The sequence below is a fragment of the Paraburkholderia fungorum genome (assembly GCF_902833645.1).
GTDB classification, from domain to species: Bacteria; Pseudomonadota; Gammaproteobacteria; order Burkholderiales; family Burkholderiaceae; genus Paraburkholderia; species Paraburkholderia fungorum.
The window spans coordinates 528,448-548,516 of record NZ_CADFGE010000001.1 but is presented as its reverse complement, the minus strand read 5'-3'; the positions used below and the strand labels follow the sequence as shown (position 1 = coordinate 548,516).

General features: G+C 56.3%; 15 protein-coding genes. 6 read left to right on the top strand and 9 right to left on the bottom strand.

Translation table 11 applies throughout. From position 1 onward, the window contains the following. Positions 1 to 301 precede the first annotated feature (301 nt). On the top strand, positions 302 to 1,687 hold the full coding sequence (locus tag HWX91_RS02380; RefSeq protein ID WP_052660704.1) for a sensor domain-containing diguanylate cyclase: 1,386 nt from the start codon (positions 302 to 304) through the stop codon (positions 1,685 to 1,687). On the opposite strand, the gene HWX91_RS02375 is transcribed toward HWX91_RS02380, so the two are convergent. Beyond that, positions 1,656 to 2,267: a class I SAM-dependent methyltransferase gene (locus HWX91_RS02375; protein WP_028195833.1), complete on the bottom strand. Its 612-nt coding sequence runs from the start codon at positions 2,265 to 2,267 to the stop codon at positions 1,656 to 1,658. The two genes, HWX91_RS02380 and HWX91_RS02375, sit on opposite strands and share 32 nt — an antisense overlap. Before the next feature lie 207 nt (positions 2,268 to 2,474). On the opposite strand from HWX91_RS02375, the gene HWX91_RS02370 reads away from it, so the two are divergent. Further along, positions 2,475 to 3,065, top strand: coding sequence for a c-type cytochrome (locus HWX91_RS02370; protein WP_042274646.1), 591 nt, complete (start codon positions 2,475 to 2,477; stop codon positions 3,063 to 3,065). 652 nt (positions 3,066 to 3,717) lie between these two features. Further along, positions 3,718 to 5,301, top strand: coding sequence for an EAL domain-containing protein (locus HWX91_RS02365; RefSeq protein ID WP_028195834.1), 1,584 nt, complete (start codon positions 3,718 to 3,720; stop codon positions 5,299 to 5,301). A gap of 211 nt (positions 5,302 to 5,512) precedes the next feature. Here HWX91_RS02365 and HWX91_RS02360 read toward each other — a convergent pair whose 3' ends face one another. From HWX91_RS02360 to HWX91_RS02330, 7 genes are all read right to left on the bottom strand, one after another. Continuing rightward, positions 5,513 to 5,803 (bottom strand): hypothetical protein, encoded by a 291-nt coding sequence (locus HWX91_RS02360; RefSeq protein WP_028195835.1) that lies wholly within the window; start codon positions 5,801 to 5,803, stop codon positions 5,513 to 5,515. A 1,304-nt stretch (positions 5,804 to 7,107) separates the two neighbouring features. After that, positions 7,108 to 7,728 carry a hypothetical protein gene (locus HWX91_RS02355; RefSeq protein ID WP_028195837.1) on the bottom strand — a complete coding sequence of 207 codons (621 nt, stop codon included), beginning with the start codon at positions 7,726 to 7,728 and terminating at the stop codon, positions 7,108 to 7,110. Continuing rightward, positions 7,725 to 8,072 carry a hypothetical protein gene (locus HWX91_RS02350; protein ID WP_028195838.1) on the bottom strand — a complete coding sequence of 116 codons (348 nt, stop codon included), beginning with the start codon at positions 8,070 to 8,072 and terminating at the stop codon, positions 7,725 to 7,727. The genes HWX91_RS02355 and HWX91_RS02350 overlap by 4 nt, the downstream gene beginning before the upstream one ends. Positions 8,073 to 8,429: 357 nt before the next feature. Then, positions 8,430 to 9,329 (bottom strand): hypothetical protein, encoded by a 900-nt coding sequence (locus tag HWX91_RS02345; protein WP_127837982.1) that lies wholly within the window; start codon positions 9,327 to 9,329, stop codon positions 8,430 to 8,432. A gap of 533 nt (positions 9,330 to 9,862) precedes the next feature. Further along, a complete protein-coding gene (locus tag HWX91_RS02340) occupies positions 9,863 to 10,093 on the bottom strand; it encodes a hypothetical protein (RefSeq protein ID WP_052660705.1) in 231 nt (76 codons plus the stop codon). 174 nt (positions 10,094 to 10,267) lie between these two features. Then, on the bottom strand, positions 10,268 to 10,738 hold the full coding sequence (locus tag HWX91_RS02335; protein WP_028195840.1) for a hypothetical protein: 471 nt from the start codon (positions 10,736 to 10,738) through the stop codon (positions 10,268 to 10,270). Positions 10,739 to 11,352: 614 nt separating this feature from the next. Next, entirely contained in the window at positions 11,353 to 11,805 is a 453-nt protein-coding gene (locus tag HWX91_RS02330; protein ID WP_028195841.1) for a DUF3828 domain-containing protein, read from the bottom strand. A gap of 665 nt (positions 11,806 to 12,470) precedes the next feature. Between HWX91_RS02330 and HWX91_RS02325 the strand changes: the two genes are divergently transcribed. From HWX91_RS02325 to HWX91_RS02315, 3 genes are all read left to right on the top strand, one after another. Next, positions 12,471 to 13,412, top strand: coding sequence for a hypothetical protein (locus tag HWX91_RS02325; protein WP_127837981.1), 942 nt, complete (start codon positions 12,471 to 12,473; stop codon positions 13,410 to 13,412). Positions 13,413 to 13,814: 402 nt separating this feature from the next. Further along, positions 13,815 to 16,241: an AAA family ATPase gene (locus HWX91_RS02320; protein WP_028195843.1), complete on the top strand. Its 2,427-nt coding sequence runs from the start codon at positions 13,815 to 13,817 to the stop codon at positions 16,239 to 16,241. A gap of 338 nt (positions 16,242 to 16,579) precedes the next feature. Next, the gene (locus tag HWX91_RS02315; RefSeq protein ID WP_028195844.1) at positions 16,580 to 17,446 is read left to right on the top strand and encodes a hypothetical protein; all 867 of its coding nucleotides are present in this window, start codon (positions 16,580 to 16,582) and stop codon (positions 17,444 to 17,446) included. Between the two features lie 349 nt (positions 17,447 to 17,795). Here the strand turns inward: HWX91_RS02315 and HWX91_RS02310 are convergent, their stop codons facing one another. After that, positions 17,796 to 20,069 carry a xanthine dehydrogenase family protein molybdopterin-binding subunit gene (locus HWX91_RS02310; protein ID WP_042274647.1) on the bottom strand — a complete coding sequence of 758 codons (2,274 nt, stop codon included), beginning with the start codon at positions 20,067 to 20,069 and terminating at the stop codon, positions 17,796 to 17,798.

Sequence of the window (20,069 nt, the reverse complement as noted above, 5' to 3'; positions counted from 1 at the left end):
TAGCAATCCAGACACCGGTGGGCAACGTCCGTAGTTGGCCGAACCCGGAATTTCGTCAGCCTGATCGCACTGCACCCATGCAACTCTTCGCCTAGGACGACGAATTCGCGCTTAAGGCTGTCGGTCAGTTGCCACGAAGCGGCGTGCAATAGTTCCAGCGCTAAAGAAACTCCGCCGGCCGCCGTAAAACAGAGGCTCCCACTCTGCGGCAAGGTTTATAGTGGCGTCTGCCGCAGCTGCGCCTCCTTCTTCCATGCAAACAACGCTTATCCACCTGCCGTCCACGCCCCGGCATCGTGTCATGGCCGCGATTGTCGCGGCGCTTGCGATTGCCGCCGCCGCGCTGGTCTGGCCACACGCCAAAGATCCGGGCTTGGTGGTTGCGCCGTTTTTTCCGGTGTTCATTACGTGGGTTACGTTGACCGAAGGCCTGACAGCGCTGCTGCTGTGGACGCAGTACGCCGTCTCGGGCAGGCTTCTGTTCGCGGCTCTGAGCGGCGCCTACGCGTTTACCAGCGTCATCGCCGCCATCCAGTTGCTCGTCTTTCCGGGCGTGTTTTCGCCTACCGGCCTGCTAGGCGCGGGACCGCAGACAGCGGTATGGATCTGGGTGTTCTGGCACGGCGGCTTCCCCGCGTTGGTGACGGCATCGCTGTTCGCCCGGTCCGTTCCGCCGAGCTTGACGCACCGCGCTCGCGGCAGAGCCGTCGCAATCGGTGCCGTGGCTGTGGCAGTCGGCCTGTGCATCCTCGCCACCGCCGGACACTCGCACCTCCCACCTGTTGTCGCGACATCGGGTTCGTACGCCCAGTTGTCCGACAGCCCCGCGGGGATCATTGTCGGAGCGCTCTGCCTCGCGGCGCTGGGACTGCATGTGTCGACGACCCGCCTGCGCTCGTTGATGGACTTGTGGCTCGCCATCGCGCTCCTCAGTGCGCTCATCGATGTGACGCTCACCCTCTCCGCGGGCGCGCGATACAGCGTCGGGTGGTACGCAGCGCGCGTCGCCTCGATGGTGTCATCGAGCGCCGTGCTCGGCATGCTCATCTACGAGACGACGGGCCTCTACCGGCGGTTGTCCGAGACCCACCGGAAGCTCGTTGAGACGTCGGCTCGCGACGGCCTGACGGGCGTTTTCAACCGCGCCTATTTCAACGACCGGTTCGCGCGCGACTTTGCCGGAGCTTCGGCCAGCAACCAGCCGTTTTGCGTATTGCTGCTCGATGTCGACCACTTCAAGCAGTACAACGATACGTTTGGACATATGGCGGGCGACGACTGCCTGAAGGAAGTCGCAGGCGCGCTCTCGAGCACGCTGCGGCGGCAGAGCGATTTCGTCGCGCGCTACGGCGGCGAAGAATTCGTGGTGGTTCTCCCGGCGTGCGATAAGGCGGCGGCACTGCGCGTCGCGGAATCGTTGAGAGCCGCCGTCGAGAAACGCGGGATCCGGTCGGCATCCCCGAGCGGCGCCCCCGTCACCGTCTCGGTCGGCCTGGCGAGCACGTTGCCCCACCAGCCAGAGTCGGCGTCCGCATTGCTGGGGCTCGCAGACACAGCCCTATACCGGGCGAAGGCATGCGGTCGCAATCGGGTGGTCGATGCCACGGAAATTGCCGGGCGGGAGTCGCCAAACGCGGTCGCCGCCACACAGATCCTCACTTCCGGAAAGCAAGCCGAGTCCAGATGACTCCCCTGTTCCTGTTTGCTTGCTGAGCTGAGTCGCTGCAAACATTGAGCACAAGTTGCAGACGATGGGCCTCGGCAAGCCTGATCGTGTCAGCGGCGGAGACGTCAAACATGCGCCGCCGCGCCGGGACCGGCCCATGACGCAACGACATGATGAGGAGGCCGCCGTCGTCTAGCAGTTCAGAGAGGGTGCCCATGCCTCGTCGACGCTGCGCTTCGTCGAGATGCATCCATACCGCGGTAATCATGACAACGTTGAAGGTGTCCGCCCTCTCCCGGACGAGGCGGAGTTCTGGAAGGCTGTCGTCGAGCCAGACGACGCTGGAAGCCGGATAGAAGTTGATCGCAGCAGCCCGCAATTCGTCGACGGGCTCAACCGCTACCACCGCGTGCCCCATCGATGCCAATGCGGCAGCGTCGCGGCCCATGCCGGCACCCACGTCGAGAATGCGCGAAGGTGCCGTTGGTATCAGATGCAGAACGGGCTGGTGGTGGTCTCGGAACGAAATCTTGTGCCAATCATTAGCCAAGGCCGCGGCATACTCGGCATAACCTTCGGTTCCCGGAACGTCGATCGACATTGATGAAAACTGGATTGTCAGATCGGCTGATTGTCGACGATTCAGGCCGAGGTGTCGAATGACTGCGCCTGGCCCACTCAGGTCCGGCCTGGACCGAGGCGGCCTGCTCGGCCATGTCAGATAACAAATCGGTAATCTGCGCGTCGCTGTTCGGTAAGCAGGGCCACGGAGAATAGGAGTTCACCAACCCTACACGGCGCGCCCATCATGCTGTCCCTTCGTTCCAGAATTGCGACGATTGTCGCAACCGTTGCTGCGTTGTTCCTTTTGCTCGTCGCTGCAGGTTTGGCCTTTATGTATTCCGGCGTGTATGACGTCTCGGCAAGTTCTAAAGACAACCCGCTCGTAGCGAAGCTGTTGCATGGAACGTATGAAGCCTCGTTGCACCGGCACGCCGGATCTGACGTCGCGCCTGGCGACCTGCTGTCGTTTGAAAACATTCGTTCAGGTGCGCGGATGTACGACTCCACCTGTGCCCTCTGCCACGGTGCGCCCGACCGGCCACTGAGTGCCACCGGACAAGGTATTCAACCCGCCGCGCCCTCGCTCTTGTCTGCCAGCCGTAGGAATAAGCCGGCGCTGATGTTTTGGACGATCAAGCATGGGGTGAACATGACGGCTATGCCATCGTTCGGGAAGACGCAGTCAGACCAGGCGATGTGGCAAGTCGCCGCCTTTATCTACGCCGAGCGCGGAATATCGAAGGATAAGTACGACGAGCTCGCACATGGCGACGCCCAGGGTGACAACGCGCGCGTGTCTCTTAGAGGTCCGACGCCGGAGCCTGGTAAAGAGTGACTGCGCTGTTCTGATTCACATGCCCGGTTGGTTTAGTGGTCATCCTAGGTCCATAACATGAAGCGCGTTGTCATTGCTTTCCAATTTTTAGTGCTGTTGACCGCTTGTACAACAGAACCCGCGACCCGCTCGGTGACCGACGAGCCGACTACGCAGGGCGAGATCGTCGATTACGCGGGCCACGTATGCAGCAATCAAAACATGCATGTAAAAATACCTCTATGCCTTTTCCCCCGGACGATCACGCAGATACCCGCGCAACCTTCGCAGCCTGGGTAAGACAGCTCATTGTCACAGCGACTGGTGCTTGTCTCGTTCCGTGTGCCGCATTATGCTTTGGCACTTAAACCGATCCCACATCGACTCGATTATTACCGCCGCGACAGTCTCGGCGGAATAGCTATTGAGTTGACGATACACATTCACAACCCGCCCAGAAGGCGGGTTTTTGCTTTCTGGGCCCCCATTAGCGCGCCTGGAAATGATGAGTGAGAGATCGGCTAATAGAGGACACATAAATCGAATACATTGAAAAAATAGCGCCAGATACTATCCTTGATGCTGGCATCGTCATTCCATACGTTCGACCCCGAGCATCCCGCACCTGTGGCGCGAAGCCTCCCTTGCGGTCATTCACGACGAGACTTGCGAGATGATCAAGCGGCTGTCGCTTATTTCTGCTTCTATCGCGCTGGGCTGCATAGTTACGGTCGCCCCAGTACTGACCAGCATCTATATCGCTGACGAGGATGCAGAACGTCGCGAGCAGGAAGATCTGCAGCAGTTCGCCGCGAAAGCCGTGATGCGCACGGAGCTTGTCACCTACCAGGCATTCGCCGCTATTGCCGACATGGAAGCGCTCCCCGGCGGTCTCTGCTCTCCCGCCAAGGTCGCGCAGTTTGCCCGCGTGGTTTTCAATTACCGGTACGTACAGGACGCAGGTGCTTACAGTGACGGACAATATCTATGCTCACCGCTTCTAGGCGACGTTCGGGCACAGCATCTGACGATGCCCCCGCCCGATTGGCGGAGCAAGGACGGCTATCTGTTTTGGTACCGGCAGCGGAACCCCCTCAGCGACGAGCGCCAGGATATTCAGATTGGTCGCAATGGAAATTACGTCTCGATCGACCCCCAGTCCTACGTCGATATTATCGACCCCGCTGGAAGACCGGTCGCAGCGATCAACGTCGAGACAAACACAATCCTTGCGTCGTCGCCTGGTGCGGACGCCGACGATATGCTCAACGCATGGAAGCTGGCTGGGAATGTGAGCGATGAACAATGGCACTATGCTGTCGCCCGTTCGTCAAGCCGGCCGCTCGGGGTGGTAGTCAAGTCTCCTCGCAGCAGCCTCGTGGGTCACTGGCGTGGGTTGCTCGTGATGTGGCTTTCGATTGGTCTCATTGTTGGCGCTGTGCTCGGCTGGATTGCGTTCAGGCGAATCTCGCGTCAACTCTCCTTCCCGGCGACGCTCGCATGGGCGATAGCACGCAAGAAACTCGATGTGGTGTTCCAGCCAATCATCCACCTCACGAGCGGCGAATGCGTTGGCGTAGAGGCGCTCGTCAGGTGGAACCTGAACGGACGCAACATCTCGCCGGAAATCTTTGTCGCGGTCGCGGAGCAAAACGGTCTTATTCAGCAGTTGACTGACCTCGTACTGGACAAGACGATTGACGAGCTGTCGAAGCTCTTGCGCTCACGCCCCTCGTTCTACGTTTCACTCAATGTGAGCAGCGACGATTTGCGGACGCGGCGCTTCCTGAGCGTTCTTACAGCGCGGCTGCAGGGGACCGGTATTCGACCCGCTCAGGTCAGAATCGAAGCAACAGAGCGAAGCTTCATGGATGCCGACGCAACGCGGCAAACCATAGCCGCATTCAGGGACGCCGGCCACCCTGTCTATATCGATGACTTTGGAACGGGCTATTCCAGCCTGTCGTATCTTCAAACCTTTACGATCGATGTCCTGAAAATCGACAAGTCATTTATCGACACCATTGCACAAGACGCGGCATCGAGCGTCGTCGCGCCGCATATCATCGAGATGGCACACGAACTGGGGGTTGAAATCGTGGCCGAAGGCGTCGAGCGCGAAGTCCAGGTCGAATATCTGGTGCACAGAGGTGTGCAGTATGGGCAGGGTTGGTTGTTTGCGAAGGCCATGCGGGCTAATGAACTTATCGTCTGGCTTAGCGAAAGCAGATCGACGCTTCAGTTGATCCATCATTAATCCGGATGCGCGAGGCGATGGCACGCGCGCCCAATGCACGTACGAACTGCAACTGACCGACGGCACCGCTTTCCGCGCGATGCTGAAACTGATCGTGTCTTGTGTCTGGAACAGCAGACTTCTTCGGGTCCAATCCGCAGGCAGGAAACGGCCGAGCCCGTTCGACGCAAACCTCACTCGCGCGCTACTGGCGAGTTCGACAGTCGCGCCGTTATCGCGCGCCGCCTCGGTGTAACGCGAAGGTTTCCGTGCGGGGACCGTACCACTTCGTGACTTCAGCGTCCGTCAATAGTCTGGACGACTTCAGGATCGGGCTTGCCACCACATACAGTCGATCCGAATCTGGGCCGTACATATACAAATAACCGTCGTTGCCATCCACGTGTAATTCGGTCTCACCGAGTTCACCGACACCCGCATGCTTGATCGCGCTTTCTAGCCGATGCTCCAGAACGTGAATTCGCGGCAAGTCCTTAGGGTAGTAATCGAAATGGACCATCATTACCGGTCCTGGCGGCCTCGGTGACTGCTCTGAAGCTGATGCGCTGCCCGCGAATAAAGCGAGGCACAGAAAGGTGAGTGCTCTTTTTCTCAGCATGGGAACGATACTGTCGGCGAAATGGAAATCAATTGTCGACGACGTGGGCGGGCGTGTCGAGCGTACCTTTGTGGTCACGTGCGGCCCCGCGAATCGGGCTCGGTTCGACCCAACACGGGTCTTCATATCTCTTGAAAGCGGTCATCTGTAACATTAGTACGGGCTCTCATCCATCGGAAATACCCCTGCTATCTCTGCTGGATAGCGATTTCTACCAGACACTTCCCAGGCGAAAATTGAAAGCTCAACCTCGTTCGCGGGGCATCACTGAACTTAAAAAGTAGACTGTAGCCACCGCCATCAGTCGTCGCATAGGTCGCTCCCTGACCAAATACCGCCTGAACCTCTGACATAGAGATACATTGGTATCGCGGGGACATGAACACGGAGAAATTGGCCCGCGCCAAGTCGTTCATCGGCCGACGGACACTGTAAAAGAAATTTTCCGAAGAGAACTCCAGAGGTGCAATTTTAAGCCGGTATGAATAAACGTCGTGCTTCGGGCCGGACACATCCTGCAAACCTTCGTTATTGGTTGCTGGAGCCACCGATATACCCAAGTAATATTGGAGGTCGTCAGCGTTTGTGACTCGCCCACTATCGATCAGATGTTGTACATCAAGCAGAAGGCGCCTGACTGAGCATCCCGTCCCGGCAGAGGAGCTTTGCGAATCTGACTTCCGCGCGCCAGACTCCGACAGTACACATCCGTTGACCAATACAACTGCAAGCGCTACGGTCATGTACCACGCGAAACTCAGAACCCGTTGCATTAAGCGTGTGTTTTTCAAATGTCCCCCGTGCGGACTTTCGGTCACCTCAATAGGTAGCATCCGCGAGTTGCAGCGATCCGTTCATCGGTAGCGCAACTCGCGACGCCCTTCACTTCCCGGCACCCTCGCATGCAAGACCTATGCCGTTTTTTTAATGCAGGAGCGAGGCTGGGAAAGCGCATTGGAAACAATGCTTTGGAAGCACGATTCAGATGAGAGGCCACTTTACAAAGCAAATGTATTGCAGAACATCTTGGCGCGCGAATCTCGTGTAACGTAACGCGATCGGACGCCATGGTCTCATTGATTGCCAGCAATTTAGTGACGATCTCGAACGTCTCAAAGTGGCCGACTGCTGCCCGACACGGCGGACCGTCATCGACCCAGAGCGGTCCCTCAGTTTTTTCATTAGCGGACAGTCGCGGCGGATCATATTCAACCGACTCGGATGGCCTTATGAAAGTCCCTCTGCTCCAAAGTACCCAAGAAAAGGAAATCTCCGCTGTCGAAGCCCGCAGCTGCACCCACTACAGACGTAAGAGCAAACGGAAGTTCGCCTTCATCCCTCAGGGCTTGAATTGCAACAATTGCGCCATACGCTAACGCCAGAGGATACTCGGCATGGTTTCCTAGCGAACCTTTCGCTTCCCGATATGCTTGCTTATATATTTCATGCAGCACTTCAGAGCCAAGATAATTGCGCTCGTCGACTGGAAAAACCTCGGACGCCCACGCAATACCATCACCATCAAAGCGAGGGCTGCCTCCGACATACACGTCAACTGTTGCACTCCTGTCATCGCCCAGGTTGACAAGTCCGAACCATAATCCACGCACAACACTGTGCGCGCGCTGGGAACCGAACGCTGTTGAAAGCCACCGCTCAATACGAACCGAGTCTGCCTCAAAATCGATTTCCGAAAACAATGCCCAATCGGGGTGCGGCTTTTGCCGCGCGCATTCTTCCAATACCTCGAGCATACGCTGAGTAGTAGTGCCATCAGCGGCAGTGACTTCTATAATTTTCTCAACAAGCCGTGCATAGTCGTAACTCATGTAGGGATACCGTTCGAGTTAATGGTGATACAGAAGTACAGACGGTCTGTAGCCTCCGGATGATTCTCTGACCACTCCAGTGCGGCAGCTCGGATTGTGTTGCGGCAGAATTCTGCCGCATCCGTTATCGAGAGACCCTCAAGACTGACAGTACCCTGCGGTGCGCTGCCGTGACCGACCCGCCCATCCGGGGTCTGGAGCCATCCCTCCCACCCCAGCATATGAATATGATTGATAGCACAGTAGTCGACCGCTTCAATGGCTACGTTGAGCGGCAAGACAATCTCCCTCCGCGAAATCGATTGCTGCGCGATCTCGGGTGAAAGCAGTTTCAACTGGGTCATTAAGCGCACCTTTGCTAATCGTACGTGTGCGGATTGTCAGCAATCTAGCTCGGCATGTCGAGCGTCCCTTCCTGGCCGTACTGCGCCGGATGCGCGATCGGCCCGAGCCGACCCAAAGTTGCCGGTCGTCCGCAGGGGAATCGAGTGGCCGGATTGAGAAGGCAAGCAGCGGCACGGTCCCGCTTAGAACCAGTGCCTCGCGCGGAAACGGCTTTACTTGATTGCCGCTAGATGCGGCTCTGGTCGAGCGCCTCAGATAATCCCCCTTCGCCAAGACTGTCACGCATGATGCATAGCTAAGATACGCCGCTAACGGGCGCGGGAAAGGCACGCTTAGCGATAGGCAAAGGGCTGGCTTCACCTGACCCCTGACTGGTAAATGCGGCCTGGAAGGACTTGAAGATTCTGCATCGCAGATCGGAACGCGGCTAGACTCACAGGGAAACGGCTGGAGGAAGACGTGCCAACCGCCATAATCAGGGCGCCCGTCGAAAGACGACCCAAGGCAACATAAACTCCGTTGTTCCAGCCTTCACAGTACGCGAATTCTTGACGTTGAACAGTGGATGGCTCTATGAACTGATTGTCACCAAGGCTCTTACTGATCACTTGTTTGCAATTCCCGGGAAAGATGGAGTCCACCTTACTGAGCGGAAGCGGCATTGCCTGAATCACTAGCGACGGCCCCGATGCGCCAGCTTCGCCAGTCTCGGTGTAAGAAAGCGGTCCAAAGACTCCGGTTACAAGGTGAAGGCCCATTGGAACAAGTCTCACGCCGACGGCGAGTTCGGGATTCGGCACCGAATCGTCCCAAGAAATCGTGCGCAGATAGTCCGGGATGTGTTCGAACCTGTCAGCATCGCGCCCCGTGTAAGTCACTAAGACGGTAAGGGTTTGCTTGCCTCTGGGCACGACCAGCATCCATCCGTCCCATGCGCCGCCGTCCTCACTCCTTGTCCGGCGATACAGATTCCCCGCGAGAGATGAAATCGTAATGACCCTTGGTGGGTGCACATATATCGCCCGCCACGTTGGGTTATTCTCCAAGCTGAAGCGCGAAACATTCATGGCGAAACTGATTACGGTCTCGCCATTGGCATCGATTAGCGTGGGACCCGCAAGCGCTACCTGCAGCCCGGGCGGTGGAACCAAATGGAGGCCGGTGCCGGGTATAACAACGGGAGTACCCCATGTTTCATCTGCCGCACAATTGAAGCTTGAGATTCCTAGCAGCAGCAAAAGAATTCGAATAATCATGTCAGAAATCGCACTCCCGTTGGCAGGCAAAAACGTGTCTGCGTTGCAGTTGTCATGATCGGTACCATAGACGCGGCCGCTTTAGGAGCGTCGCTGACATCTGAATGTCCGGCCGATGCCGCTGGCAGACGATTTATGACGGCTGCATGGTGAAAAGGGTCTACCCCGCCCCTTGAACGCAAGCGTGTGCTCGGATCGTTGTCGGGTTGGTCTGGATCATCTAGATCGTCGTTAAGAAAATGTGACAGACGGGACGGACGGGCCATAGGCTTGGTATGCTGCATAGAGCGATCATATTGTCTCTACGGCAGCCAAGCGCCAAACTTGAGAGATAGTCCGGACGGCGGCTGTAGGTACGTCAATGACGTTCGAATCTACAGGCAGAACCGCTGCCGAGTGACGCATGCTGGCCGAACCCGGTCCGATGCCGAACCGCCGAGTTGGCCCCCGTTGATCGTTCGGCTGCCAGCAGAACCGACCCTGAGCGGCCCTCGCGTTTTCCGAAAGCAACCATCCAACATCAACCAGAGATACTAGCTAACTATTGCTTCATGGGTCACGTAATCAAGCCGATACACACTTCCGTTGAAATCCACGGCTTCGATATAACCGGGCAGCAAGCGAAAGCCTTCAGAAAACACGTCTGCGCCAGACGCCTGCCAAACCAGATATCCTTCTAACGAGAGCCGGGAAATCTCCAGCTCCGCGTGTGAAATGAGGAAGCCGCAACTACTTTCCCAGTAGAGACCGAAGCAAGTTGCCATATCGACTCGAGTTGACCATACCAACCGATGGGGCGACGACAACAAAAAGCAAGCAGCGTGATCGCCGACAGCGAGGTAAAGGCTGCACTGAGATGGGCCAAAACCACCTCCGTGCATGAATTGCAGAACGATTCTGATCTGTGCCCTTACCACTCGTCTGTCTTTCTTGATCGCCTAGGCGGGTGCGGAAACCGACTGTTGTGCGTTGTCCTCGACGCTCAACGCCGTGGTGTTTTCCGAGGACGACCTTTTGCGCTGTGGCGCCGTTACAGTCGTTGGCAATTCTCCTGTTCGCTGCAATAGTTCCTCCGCAAGCAGGTTTGCTGCATTGCGTGCGGTGATACGGCTTTGTGGAACGCCCTTCGCGTCTAGCGCAATCACCTCGTACAACTCGCGGTCGCATTCGAGTTCCTGCTGATATCGCTCAGACGTGTCCACCAGCAATTCAAGAAGCGTCTGACGACGTCGTCTTTCTTCAAGCGTAATGGGAGGATTCCTACATATTGAGGACGCAAGTGTGATCAAGGTATTCAGTTGATCCAGATGCCGGTTACATAAATCGAATGCCGACAGCGCAAGTTTTTCGTACTGGAGTGCGTCGACAGGCGGACGTGAAGCCGGTTGGTTTTTTGTGGATTTGCTCATGGTGCGATCTCCCTGTTTCTTCCTGGATCGCCCGACACTCGCTTGGAAAGGGGTGAGCGGGCACGAAGCGGGTTAGCAGACCGGGTCGAAAACAAACCGGCGAGCCTTGCGGCTCCCCACCACGGCCCGCCCATTGAAATATAGACGTGCAGAGGTAGACGCACGCCCCGCGTGAGCGGGTGTGCGGTTTTCGACTACAGGCTGCTAAACCTGGTCACCGGGTGTATCCCGACGACTTGGTAATTATAAGGCAGGCAACACGCGTTGCCTTCAACCTTGTAGGCTAAATGTTTGATTTAGCCGAACGGATAAGGAGGACTAGGACAAAACTGGATGGCGCTCTGCCGAGGTCGCCATTCGTCAATCGGCCTTGGCAGACCGGGGCTCAGCTACGCTCGAAGACGTCATTCACCGGCCCAGCCCGGATTAGGAGCCACGGACGATGAAATCCGCCGGAAGCGCCTGAATCGACGCCCTACTTCGCCAATGATATCGTCGCCGTCCTGTCGCAACCGCATTGGTGAACACGGGGCGCTCCATGCTTGTCGATGTTTTCTACGTGCACGTGCTAGATGAGGAGCCGCGGCATGTCGGCTGGCGCAGACGTTCGCGTTTTACTGATAGTCGAGCGTGTCGTCGACTTTGGTGATCTTCCAGTTTTCGCCTTGTTTGCGCAGGAACACCAACACGCTGATTTTGTCTTTCGAACCGAAAGTAACGGGCACGACCGCGACGTCGCCAAGCATAACCGGCTGTTGGGTTGCGATGTTGCTGGACCAGTCCTGTTCGTCGTAGTCCTGCACCTTGGTGAAATAGTCGCTGTCACCAGGGAGTTTGTTGTGACGGTAAGCATTCCGAAGGCCGTCGACCGTCGACTTGGTTACATAGGCGTAGATGCCCTTGTCCAGCAACGGATAAGTTTCTTTGGATTGCAGCTTGATGTACCAGGTGTAGAACGCTTTGGTGTTGGCGTCCGGCGTCGCGCTATCAGCGAACGCGCCTTGCTGGAAAAGCAAGCCACCAACCAGCAACAATACCGACACAGCGAGGGTAAATAGCTTCTTCATCTTTCGTCTCAGTTGTATCGATAGATTTTGTATGCCGGCTTCGATTGTCTGTAGGACGCCCCCGGGTAGAAGCCTTGCTGGCCTGAGTGGGTTTGCTTGAAATCGGATCAGGGCGAACGGCTGTTATCGCGCGAGACACAACGCGGAGTGCCGATGACTTCGTCGCGCCGGATGCTTTCTTATCTTTGGAAGGTCTCGCTACAGCTGCGATCAGCCCTACTATGGGACCGAGGATGTCTACTGCAACCGTAAGTCCGCCGCCGATGAATGGCGCCAACCCAGCCCCCAATGAGTTGCTTCCGCTCGCAAGCAGCATGGTCACGAGCAGAGCGAGGCACGCCCCCGACGCCCCAGACGGCAACAGCTGCGGTAAAAAATCTACTCATCACGCGCTTCCACTTGAAATTTTTAATAAGAAATTCGACGTATGTTTCAATTTGGTTAGACCTTCGATTGATGACCGATAGATTTGTCTTTTGCATCTGTCGTTAAGACAGTTTAGTTTCCTCATGCGATTAGCATACCAATCGATGGCCTAAGCTAACAGTGTCGCGATTGTAGCTGTCGAACTTGAACCGTCGCGCATGGGATTTGCGCTTTAATCATAAAGTTTTGGCGCAGCCGGCCGATAACCCCGATGGGCCATAGATCATTGGGGTTTTAGAATGAAAATGTATATTCTGGGGATTTGTACGGCTCTGGCCGTGACCGCAGGCTGCTCCACGACCAACACATCAACCGCAGCGAACTCGCTTATCCAGCACGATGCTGAAATGAAAGATGTCGCGCGATGTGGCGGATTAGGCGTCGACGACCGCGTCGGTCTAACAATCGCTGCGGAGAAAGATAAGTATGGTGGTGAGCTATCAGCCGAGCGAGCATCTGAAATTCGAATTGACGCGATGCGCAATGGCTTGTTGACCGGCGACGATAAAAAATACCAGGCCTATGTGCAGTGCATACTGGAACTCGACAAGCGCCGCGCCTCCAACCTGTCCTCTGCTGAGCGTCTTGAGCAGCCTTTTATCAAAGTACAGTTGACCCGTCCGTCTGCCCAAGCCAACCGCGCAATGCTTAGTGTCGACAACACGGGCGGAGAGCTAACTGAATTATCAGTTCGCCCTCTGACGTTTCTCTACATCGGTGAGCTACGCATGGCAGGCACTCCTCAAGCGGCAAGCGACAGTCCGCTTCGCGCCGTTTATGTTCCGGTTGTTGGAGACTATGAGGGATTCGAAGCGTTTCCCGCAGAGTACAAGGGGCGCTTATATGAGACCTTTACGATGGACGAGCGCAAGTTTGACGACAACGTAGCAGCGTTCGCGAATTCGGACGGTCGCCGGCTTAATACGTATGTTCTCTATTTCGCTGTTGTCGATTACAAAGACAAGTTTAATACGCACCATCACAGAGTTTTTGAAGTCACGACAAATCAGCACGAACTTGACGAGGCTACGGCGGCTCGGCTTGTTAGCACGTATGGAAATTCGGTTAAAAGCGGTGTGTATATTGACACGCGTCATGTGGATGCGACCGCCCTTGCAAAAATTTGGCCGCATGCAGCATCGCCACGCATTGCAACAACGCCGTGGGGAACGCCGGTTTGATTGGGTTTGTTGAGGCCAAACTGTCTGTCATTTCGTGTATGCGATCGTCAAGTTGTCGGCCTTTGTGGTAATTCCTCGCCGAGCGGGATTGCCGATGAATGTCCACTTGCGGGTGGCATCGCGTCAGGCAGTAGCTGGCCATATGCTAGATTTTCACACGGGCATTTGAACGGCGGTTTAGTCTCAAACAATGGACCTTCGCGCACCGGTCGTATTTGTAGGTCGTTAAGCGTCTCCGTGTCGTCAAGCGAAGATGCACGTCGCTTCCGGCACTGGGAGACGAAGTGAATGCAAAAAAATTATCTCGACTCAGACTACTTCTAACGCTTCTGGAACGCAAATTCAGAGCACGCAGCCCTCGAGCCTTGTAGACTGTGAGGGCCACCATAGGGGACTCAGCCCGTGATCAATCAGATAGACATAGCAAGCTTTGGTAGCTTCCAAGGTCTGGAGTGGAAGAAGACCGTTCGAGACAATGGCAAAAACGTCAAGTTCTTCCAGCGTCTGAACATCATCTACGGACGCAACTATTCCGGCAAAACGACTCTCTCTCGTGTTTTTCGTGCACTGGAGACGCGCAAGCTCCCCCTGAACTATGTGGGTTCGTCCTTCACCGTGATTGGTGAAAAAGGTGCAGTCACCGATGCTGGCTTGCTGACCCACAACTATGATGTTCGGGTCTACAACCGCGACTTCGTGACTGACAACCTGAGCTTCCTAGTCAATCAGGAGATCGGCGGCGTTATCAAGACCTTCGCCATCGTCGGCGAGCAGAATAAGGAGATTGACGACACCATTGCTGTCATCGAGGCCAAGCTTGGCAGTGTGGAGGGCAAAGCTGGACTGCGCTTTGACCTGGAGGCCACGAAGAAAGAGCGCGATCGCGCCAAGACAGCCCACAGCGCGGCTTTGAACGGCTTGGAAGACAAGCTGCGCTCGCATGCTGCCGAGAAGATCAAGAAGAATCCACAGTACCGCGCGCCCGTCTACACCATCGAGCACATCAGACGCGACATTGCTTCCACCAGTAAGCCCGGCTTCATCGCACTGACCACCGAGGAACAAGCAGGCAAGCTCGTCTTGCTCAAGCAGGAAGCCCTACCGGACATCACAGGCACTCTGACCATCACCCTCAAGCTGGAGTCGCTGAAGGCCATCGCTGAACCTCTTCTGTCCAAATCGATAACGCCTACCAAAGCGATTGAAGAACTGCTCAAGGACAGCGCTTTGCAGCTTTGGGTCAAGCAAGGTATCCAGCACCACCGGGACAAGCGGAACACCTGTGCTTTTTGCCGACAGGACTTGCCGCACGACATTTGGCAAGTGCTGGACGAACACTTCAGCAAAGAGTCGAGCGACCTCGAAACAGCCTTGGATGCGGTTATAGCGTCGGTCACGGACGAGATCAAGTACATTGCTGGACTCAATACCTTCACAGCTGCTCAGTTTTATGCGGATGAGCGCACCGCCTTTGAAGCGAGCAGCAAGGCGCTATCGGAAGCACTTGGTGTCTACAAAAAAGACTTGGAAGCCCTTAAGAAGTCGCTTGAGACTCGCAAGAACAACCTGTTCCAGCCTGTGCTTGTGAACGCCCCTTCGCATGACGCTGAGGAGATCGAGAAGCATGTTCAGGACATCAATGCGCTGATCGTCACGAGCAATGGCAAGACAGAGACCCTAGAAAAAGACAAGACCGCTGCTAGGGATGCACTTCGCCTGGCTGACGTGTTCGCGTTTGCTAATGCGATCACCTATGACAAGGAGGTTGCCCGCATAGCTAACCTCAAGACCGACGCCGACACGGCTGGCACGGCCCATACGGACGCGGAAAAAGAGATCCGTGACGCCGAGGCAGAAGTCCAGACTTTGAGAGCCAAGCAAAAGGATGAGCGGAAGGGAGCCGAGCGAGTCAACTCTTTACTCAACAACTTCTTCGGCCACGACGGTATCAAGCTTGAGGCCCGTGACGGCGTAGACAAAGCCACAGTCATGTTTGAAATCACACGAAACGGCAACGCCGCGTATAACCTCAGCGAAGGCGAGTGCAGCCTGATTGCCTTCTGCTATTTCATTGCCAAGCTAGACGATCCTGAGAGCAAAGGCAAAGAACTAATCATCTACATTGACGATCCAATTTCTAGCCTAGACGGAAACCATATCTTCTTCATGTTCAGCTTGATTGAGAGCTTGATCGCCAAGCCGATCAAGAATGCTGACGGTTCAAACGCCTACCGCTACAAGCAGCTTTTTATCTCCACCCATAATCTGGACTTCCTCAAGTACCTCAAGCGCCTCTCCATTCCGAAAAAGAAAATCCCTGCTGGTGAAGGCAAGACGAAAAGTGCCGATGATCACGAGCATTTCATGATTGAGCGCAACGGCGCTTCAAGCAACATCTTGCTCATGCCGTCTTATCTTAAAGACTACATAACTGAGTTTCACTACCTCTTTCATCAGATTTACAAGTGCAAAGATCAAGCTGCCGCAGCAGATAGCCATGAGCCATTTTTCGGCTTTGGTAACAACCTGCGAAAATTCCTAGAAGCCTTCTTGTTCTTCAAGTATCCCTATCATGATGATAGGAGCGACGCCTTTGAACGGATCAAGAAATTCTTCGGGGAAGAGGAAGATACAGCAGTTGCGCTGATCAATCGCCTTAATAACGAGTTTTCGCACCTGGAAGCCGTCCCAGACAGAGGCTTTAAGCCCGTAGAAATTCCTGAGATCGCCAAGGTGGCTAATTACGTCTTGGACAAGATCTACACTGCCGACAAGGTTCAATATAACGCCCTGTTAAAGAGCATTGGAGAGCCTGAGCGAGTCGGCTAAAAGGATCGCTCCCAATGTCCGATTGTTGGCCGGAAGCCGCCAGATGAATCAATCGATACTGAATGGCTGTGACGGGTCGAGCAGAGCCAGTCGTTGCGGGCTCAGGTCGGCCACTTTCGGCCGCTCGCCGGAGTGGATTTGCAGACACCCCCAAGTCCCATGCTGTGCGAAAGCTGCCATCTGCATCTTCGGTGCCATCACCTGTCATGACAGGCTAGGCAATAGCCGTGGCTGTCGCCTACGGCTCTTCATGTATCCCCGCGCTGGCATCATTGTAAGATACAGTCGGGTCAGGTGAACAATCAAAGAGCTATCCATCCAACATAAGTGAAAAAAGCATGAACTCAGCCAGTATACAGACCGACACGCTTTTTCTTCTGGATCGCAACGTTGTATCCGTCATCAAAGTCGCGATCGCCGGGACCGAACAGAAAGGGGAAAAGGAGCAACGCATGCTCGATTTTCTCCGGGAAATCGACGCACCTCAATACGCCATCAGTCCATTACCGTCGCTGATGGAGGGCGAACACGGACGCGAAGACAACGTGACCGAGAAAACAACGCAACTTGAGAAGGAAACGGAAGCAGTCGCCCGTTTTTTCAAGTCTGCACGTACAGACTCCGAGTACCTTAAGTCTGCAAAGGATATGTTTGCTCAAATCTTTGCGGGACTTCGGGAAGCCGACTGGGACGCGCGCGCAGCGTTCCGGACAAAGGCGGCACCGTTGATCATTGATCCGGTCGCACCCGCTGCGCGCAGGACTGTCGAAAATAAGCTTGCTGAACTTGCGATATCGGACGGTCTGGAAACGACAGATAGCATCGTGGTTCTGTTCGTCGCCTGCCTGTACGGCAACCTTGATGCACGCAAGGTCCTGAAGCCCACAAAGCCAGACTCAACGTACAACGTGCTGAGCGACGTCCACCTCATTCCGCGGATCGCGCTTGTAAAATCTGTGGCAAGAGAATTGCCAATTCAACTCAAGGTGCGCTTTCTCACGCTGGACGGTGGCCTGGAACAGGTGCTCGATAACATTCGGATCGTCTTTCCCGAAATCACCGATGATGGCGAACTACAGACGCAAGTAAAATATCTGCCTCCTCTGTTCACCGAACTGGGCGAGGACGACGCCATCGACTTGCTCAACAGACTCAATACTCCCGCACAGTCCAGTACGGCTGCTAATCCGGTGCGGACCGAGTAAATGCACCGTAGCCATGCTGTGAGGCACCGAGGGCATCTGCGCCGGCGAATCGGCGGTTGAACAAGGGTGCGCAGTAGAACGGATATCTCTAGCTTATCCGCCAATCAACTGGTGCGGCCAGCGGTGGGTGCCGCTTGAAAAGCGGTCGTTGCGGCAGCCCGCATTCGAATGACGCTTCGGGTCGACAGCGGTCCCACGAGGCACTCTAAAGCGGCCATTCGCCGTCGGCAGGACATGCTTCGTTGCGAACGACCGCCAATGCCGACTTGCAAACTCCCAATACTCAACCCCAAGACCTAACGCCACCGCGCCCCGGGACGGCCGGCGAGACCGCCCCGTCCCCACTCACTCAACCCTTCGCTTTCCCACCACCCGTCCCCTCCACCGTCACCCTATCAAGTTCAAACGGCGTCTCCCTAACCCTCTTCCCCGTCAACCTGAACACCGCATTAGCCACCGCCGGCGCCACCGAAGGACTCGACAACTCGCCAACACCGCCAGGCTTAGCCATATCCCCTTGCACGATCAAAATATCAACCTCCGGCATATCGCTCATCCGCATCACGCGGTACGAATCGAAGTTCTTCTGCTCGACCTGCCCATGCCGAATATCGATGCGATCCGCCGTCGCGTGCCCTAGCCCCCACATCAGCCCGCCATACAACTGTTCTTCAACCCCACCCGGCGACACAGCCAGCCCGCAATCCGCCACACAGGTCAGCTTCTCAACCACAACCGCATCGCCCTTCCGCACAACCCGCGCCACCACCGCAACATAGCTGCTATACGCCTGATTCGTCGCGACACCCAACGCCGTGCCCGCAGGCAACGCTTTCCCCCAGCCGGCCCGCTCCGCCGCCTCGCGCAACACCGCCTTATGCCGCGGATCCTTCATATACGCGAGCCGGAACTCGATCGGATCGCGCCTAGCGGCATGCGCGGCCTCATCCATGAAAGACTCCACCGCGAACACGTTCGGGATATAGCTCACCGCGCGATACCAGCCGGTCGGCACACCGGTTTCATGACGCACCCAACCAATGTCGACGTGCGGCGCATCGTAAGCGAACTCGTACTTGCTGATCGCTTCGGTGGTGCTGTAGTCCATCCGATCCGGACGATCGAAATACCCCGGCTCCCATTGTTCCGGCGAAGCGGGCATCACAGCGCGCAACTGCAACGTCGTGAGATTGCCATGCGCATCAAACGCAGCTTTGGCACGGTGATAACTTGCCGAGTGATAAAAGAGCGCGCGCATTTCATCTTCGCGACTATTCATCAGCTTGACCGGCTTACCGACTTTCAACGCAAGCCACGTCACTTCGAACAACCAGTACTTCGATTCACGCGAACCGAAGCTGCCACCCGACACAAGCTCGTGCAGCACAACGCGCTCGGCAGGAATACCACCGATCACCTCAGCCGCTTCCTGCACCGTAGAAGGCACTTGCAAGCCGCCCCAATACTCAATGCGCCCGTCCCTCGCCCAGGCAGTGACATTGATCGGCTCAAGCGCGTTTTGCGCCTTATAGGGCATCGAATATGACGCCTCGATCACCTTCGCACCATGCGGCCATGCAGTCTTCGCGTCACCGGTCTGAATCGTCGGTACGACATGCGCGACAGGATCATCGAGCCACGCAGCCTGACGTGCAGCGAGCGTACTGCTGTCGAAAGTTTCCAGCGGACTATCTTCCCACTCAATCTTCAGCGCCGCCTGGCCTTGATGCGCCGACCAATAGTCATCAGCCAGCACAGCAACGCCCGCCTGATTCCCGCCGAGAAGATCGGGCCGGCCGGGAATCTGCAATACCTGTCGTACGCCCGGCACCGCCAACGCGGCTTTCGCATCCACGCTCCGCACGCGCGCATCGATCACCGGCGCACGCGTGACAACCGCGACCAGCATGCCCGGCAACGACACGTCGATACTGTACGGAAACGCCCCTCGCGCTTTCAGATCGGCGCCGCGTTTCTTCTGCAGCTTGCCGATGTATTTGAACTGCGACGGGTCTTTCAACGCGACATCTTTCGGCGCGGGCAATTGCGCGGCCACGCTCGCCAACGAGCCGTAGTTCGCACGTTTGCCGCTCGCCTTGTCGACAACAAACCCGTTCTCCGTCGAGAGCGAAGACGGCGGCACATTCCATTGTTTCGCGGCAGCCGCCATCAACATCGCACGGGCAGTCGCACCGGCACGCCGCAAGCGCTCATACTCGAGCGACACGCTCGTACTACCGCCCGTCGAAAACACTTTCCACAGCGGATGAATATAGTCACCGAAGAACGGATTCTCCGGCGTAATCACCTCCACGCGAAACGGATCGACATCGAGTTCTTCGGCGACCACGGCAGCCAACGCGGTGCGCGTCCCCGTCCCCGAATCGTGTTTATGAACCACGAGCTTGATCGTATCGTCGGGCAGCACACGCACCCATGCGTTCGGTTCGAACTCGCCGGGCTGTGGTTTCGGATCGCCGCTTGCGTTCGCCTCGGCCGCGAATGCTTCGGGTAACTGAAAACCGATTGCGAGACCCGATGCCAACAAGGCCGAGCTTTGTTTGATGAAACGCCGACGTGCGGTTCCGTGCGCGTCTTTCAGCGCTTGCTTGTCGTTGTGCAT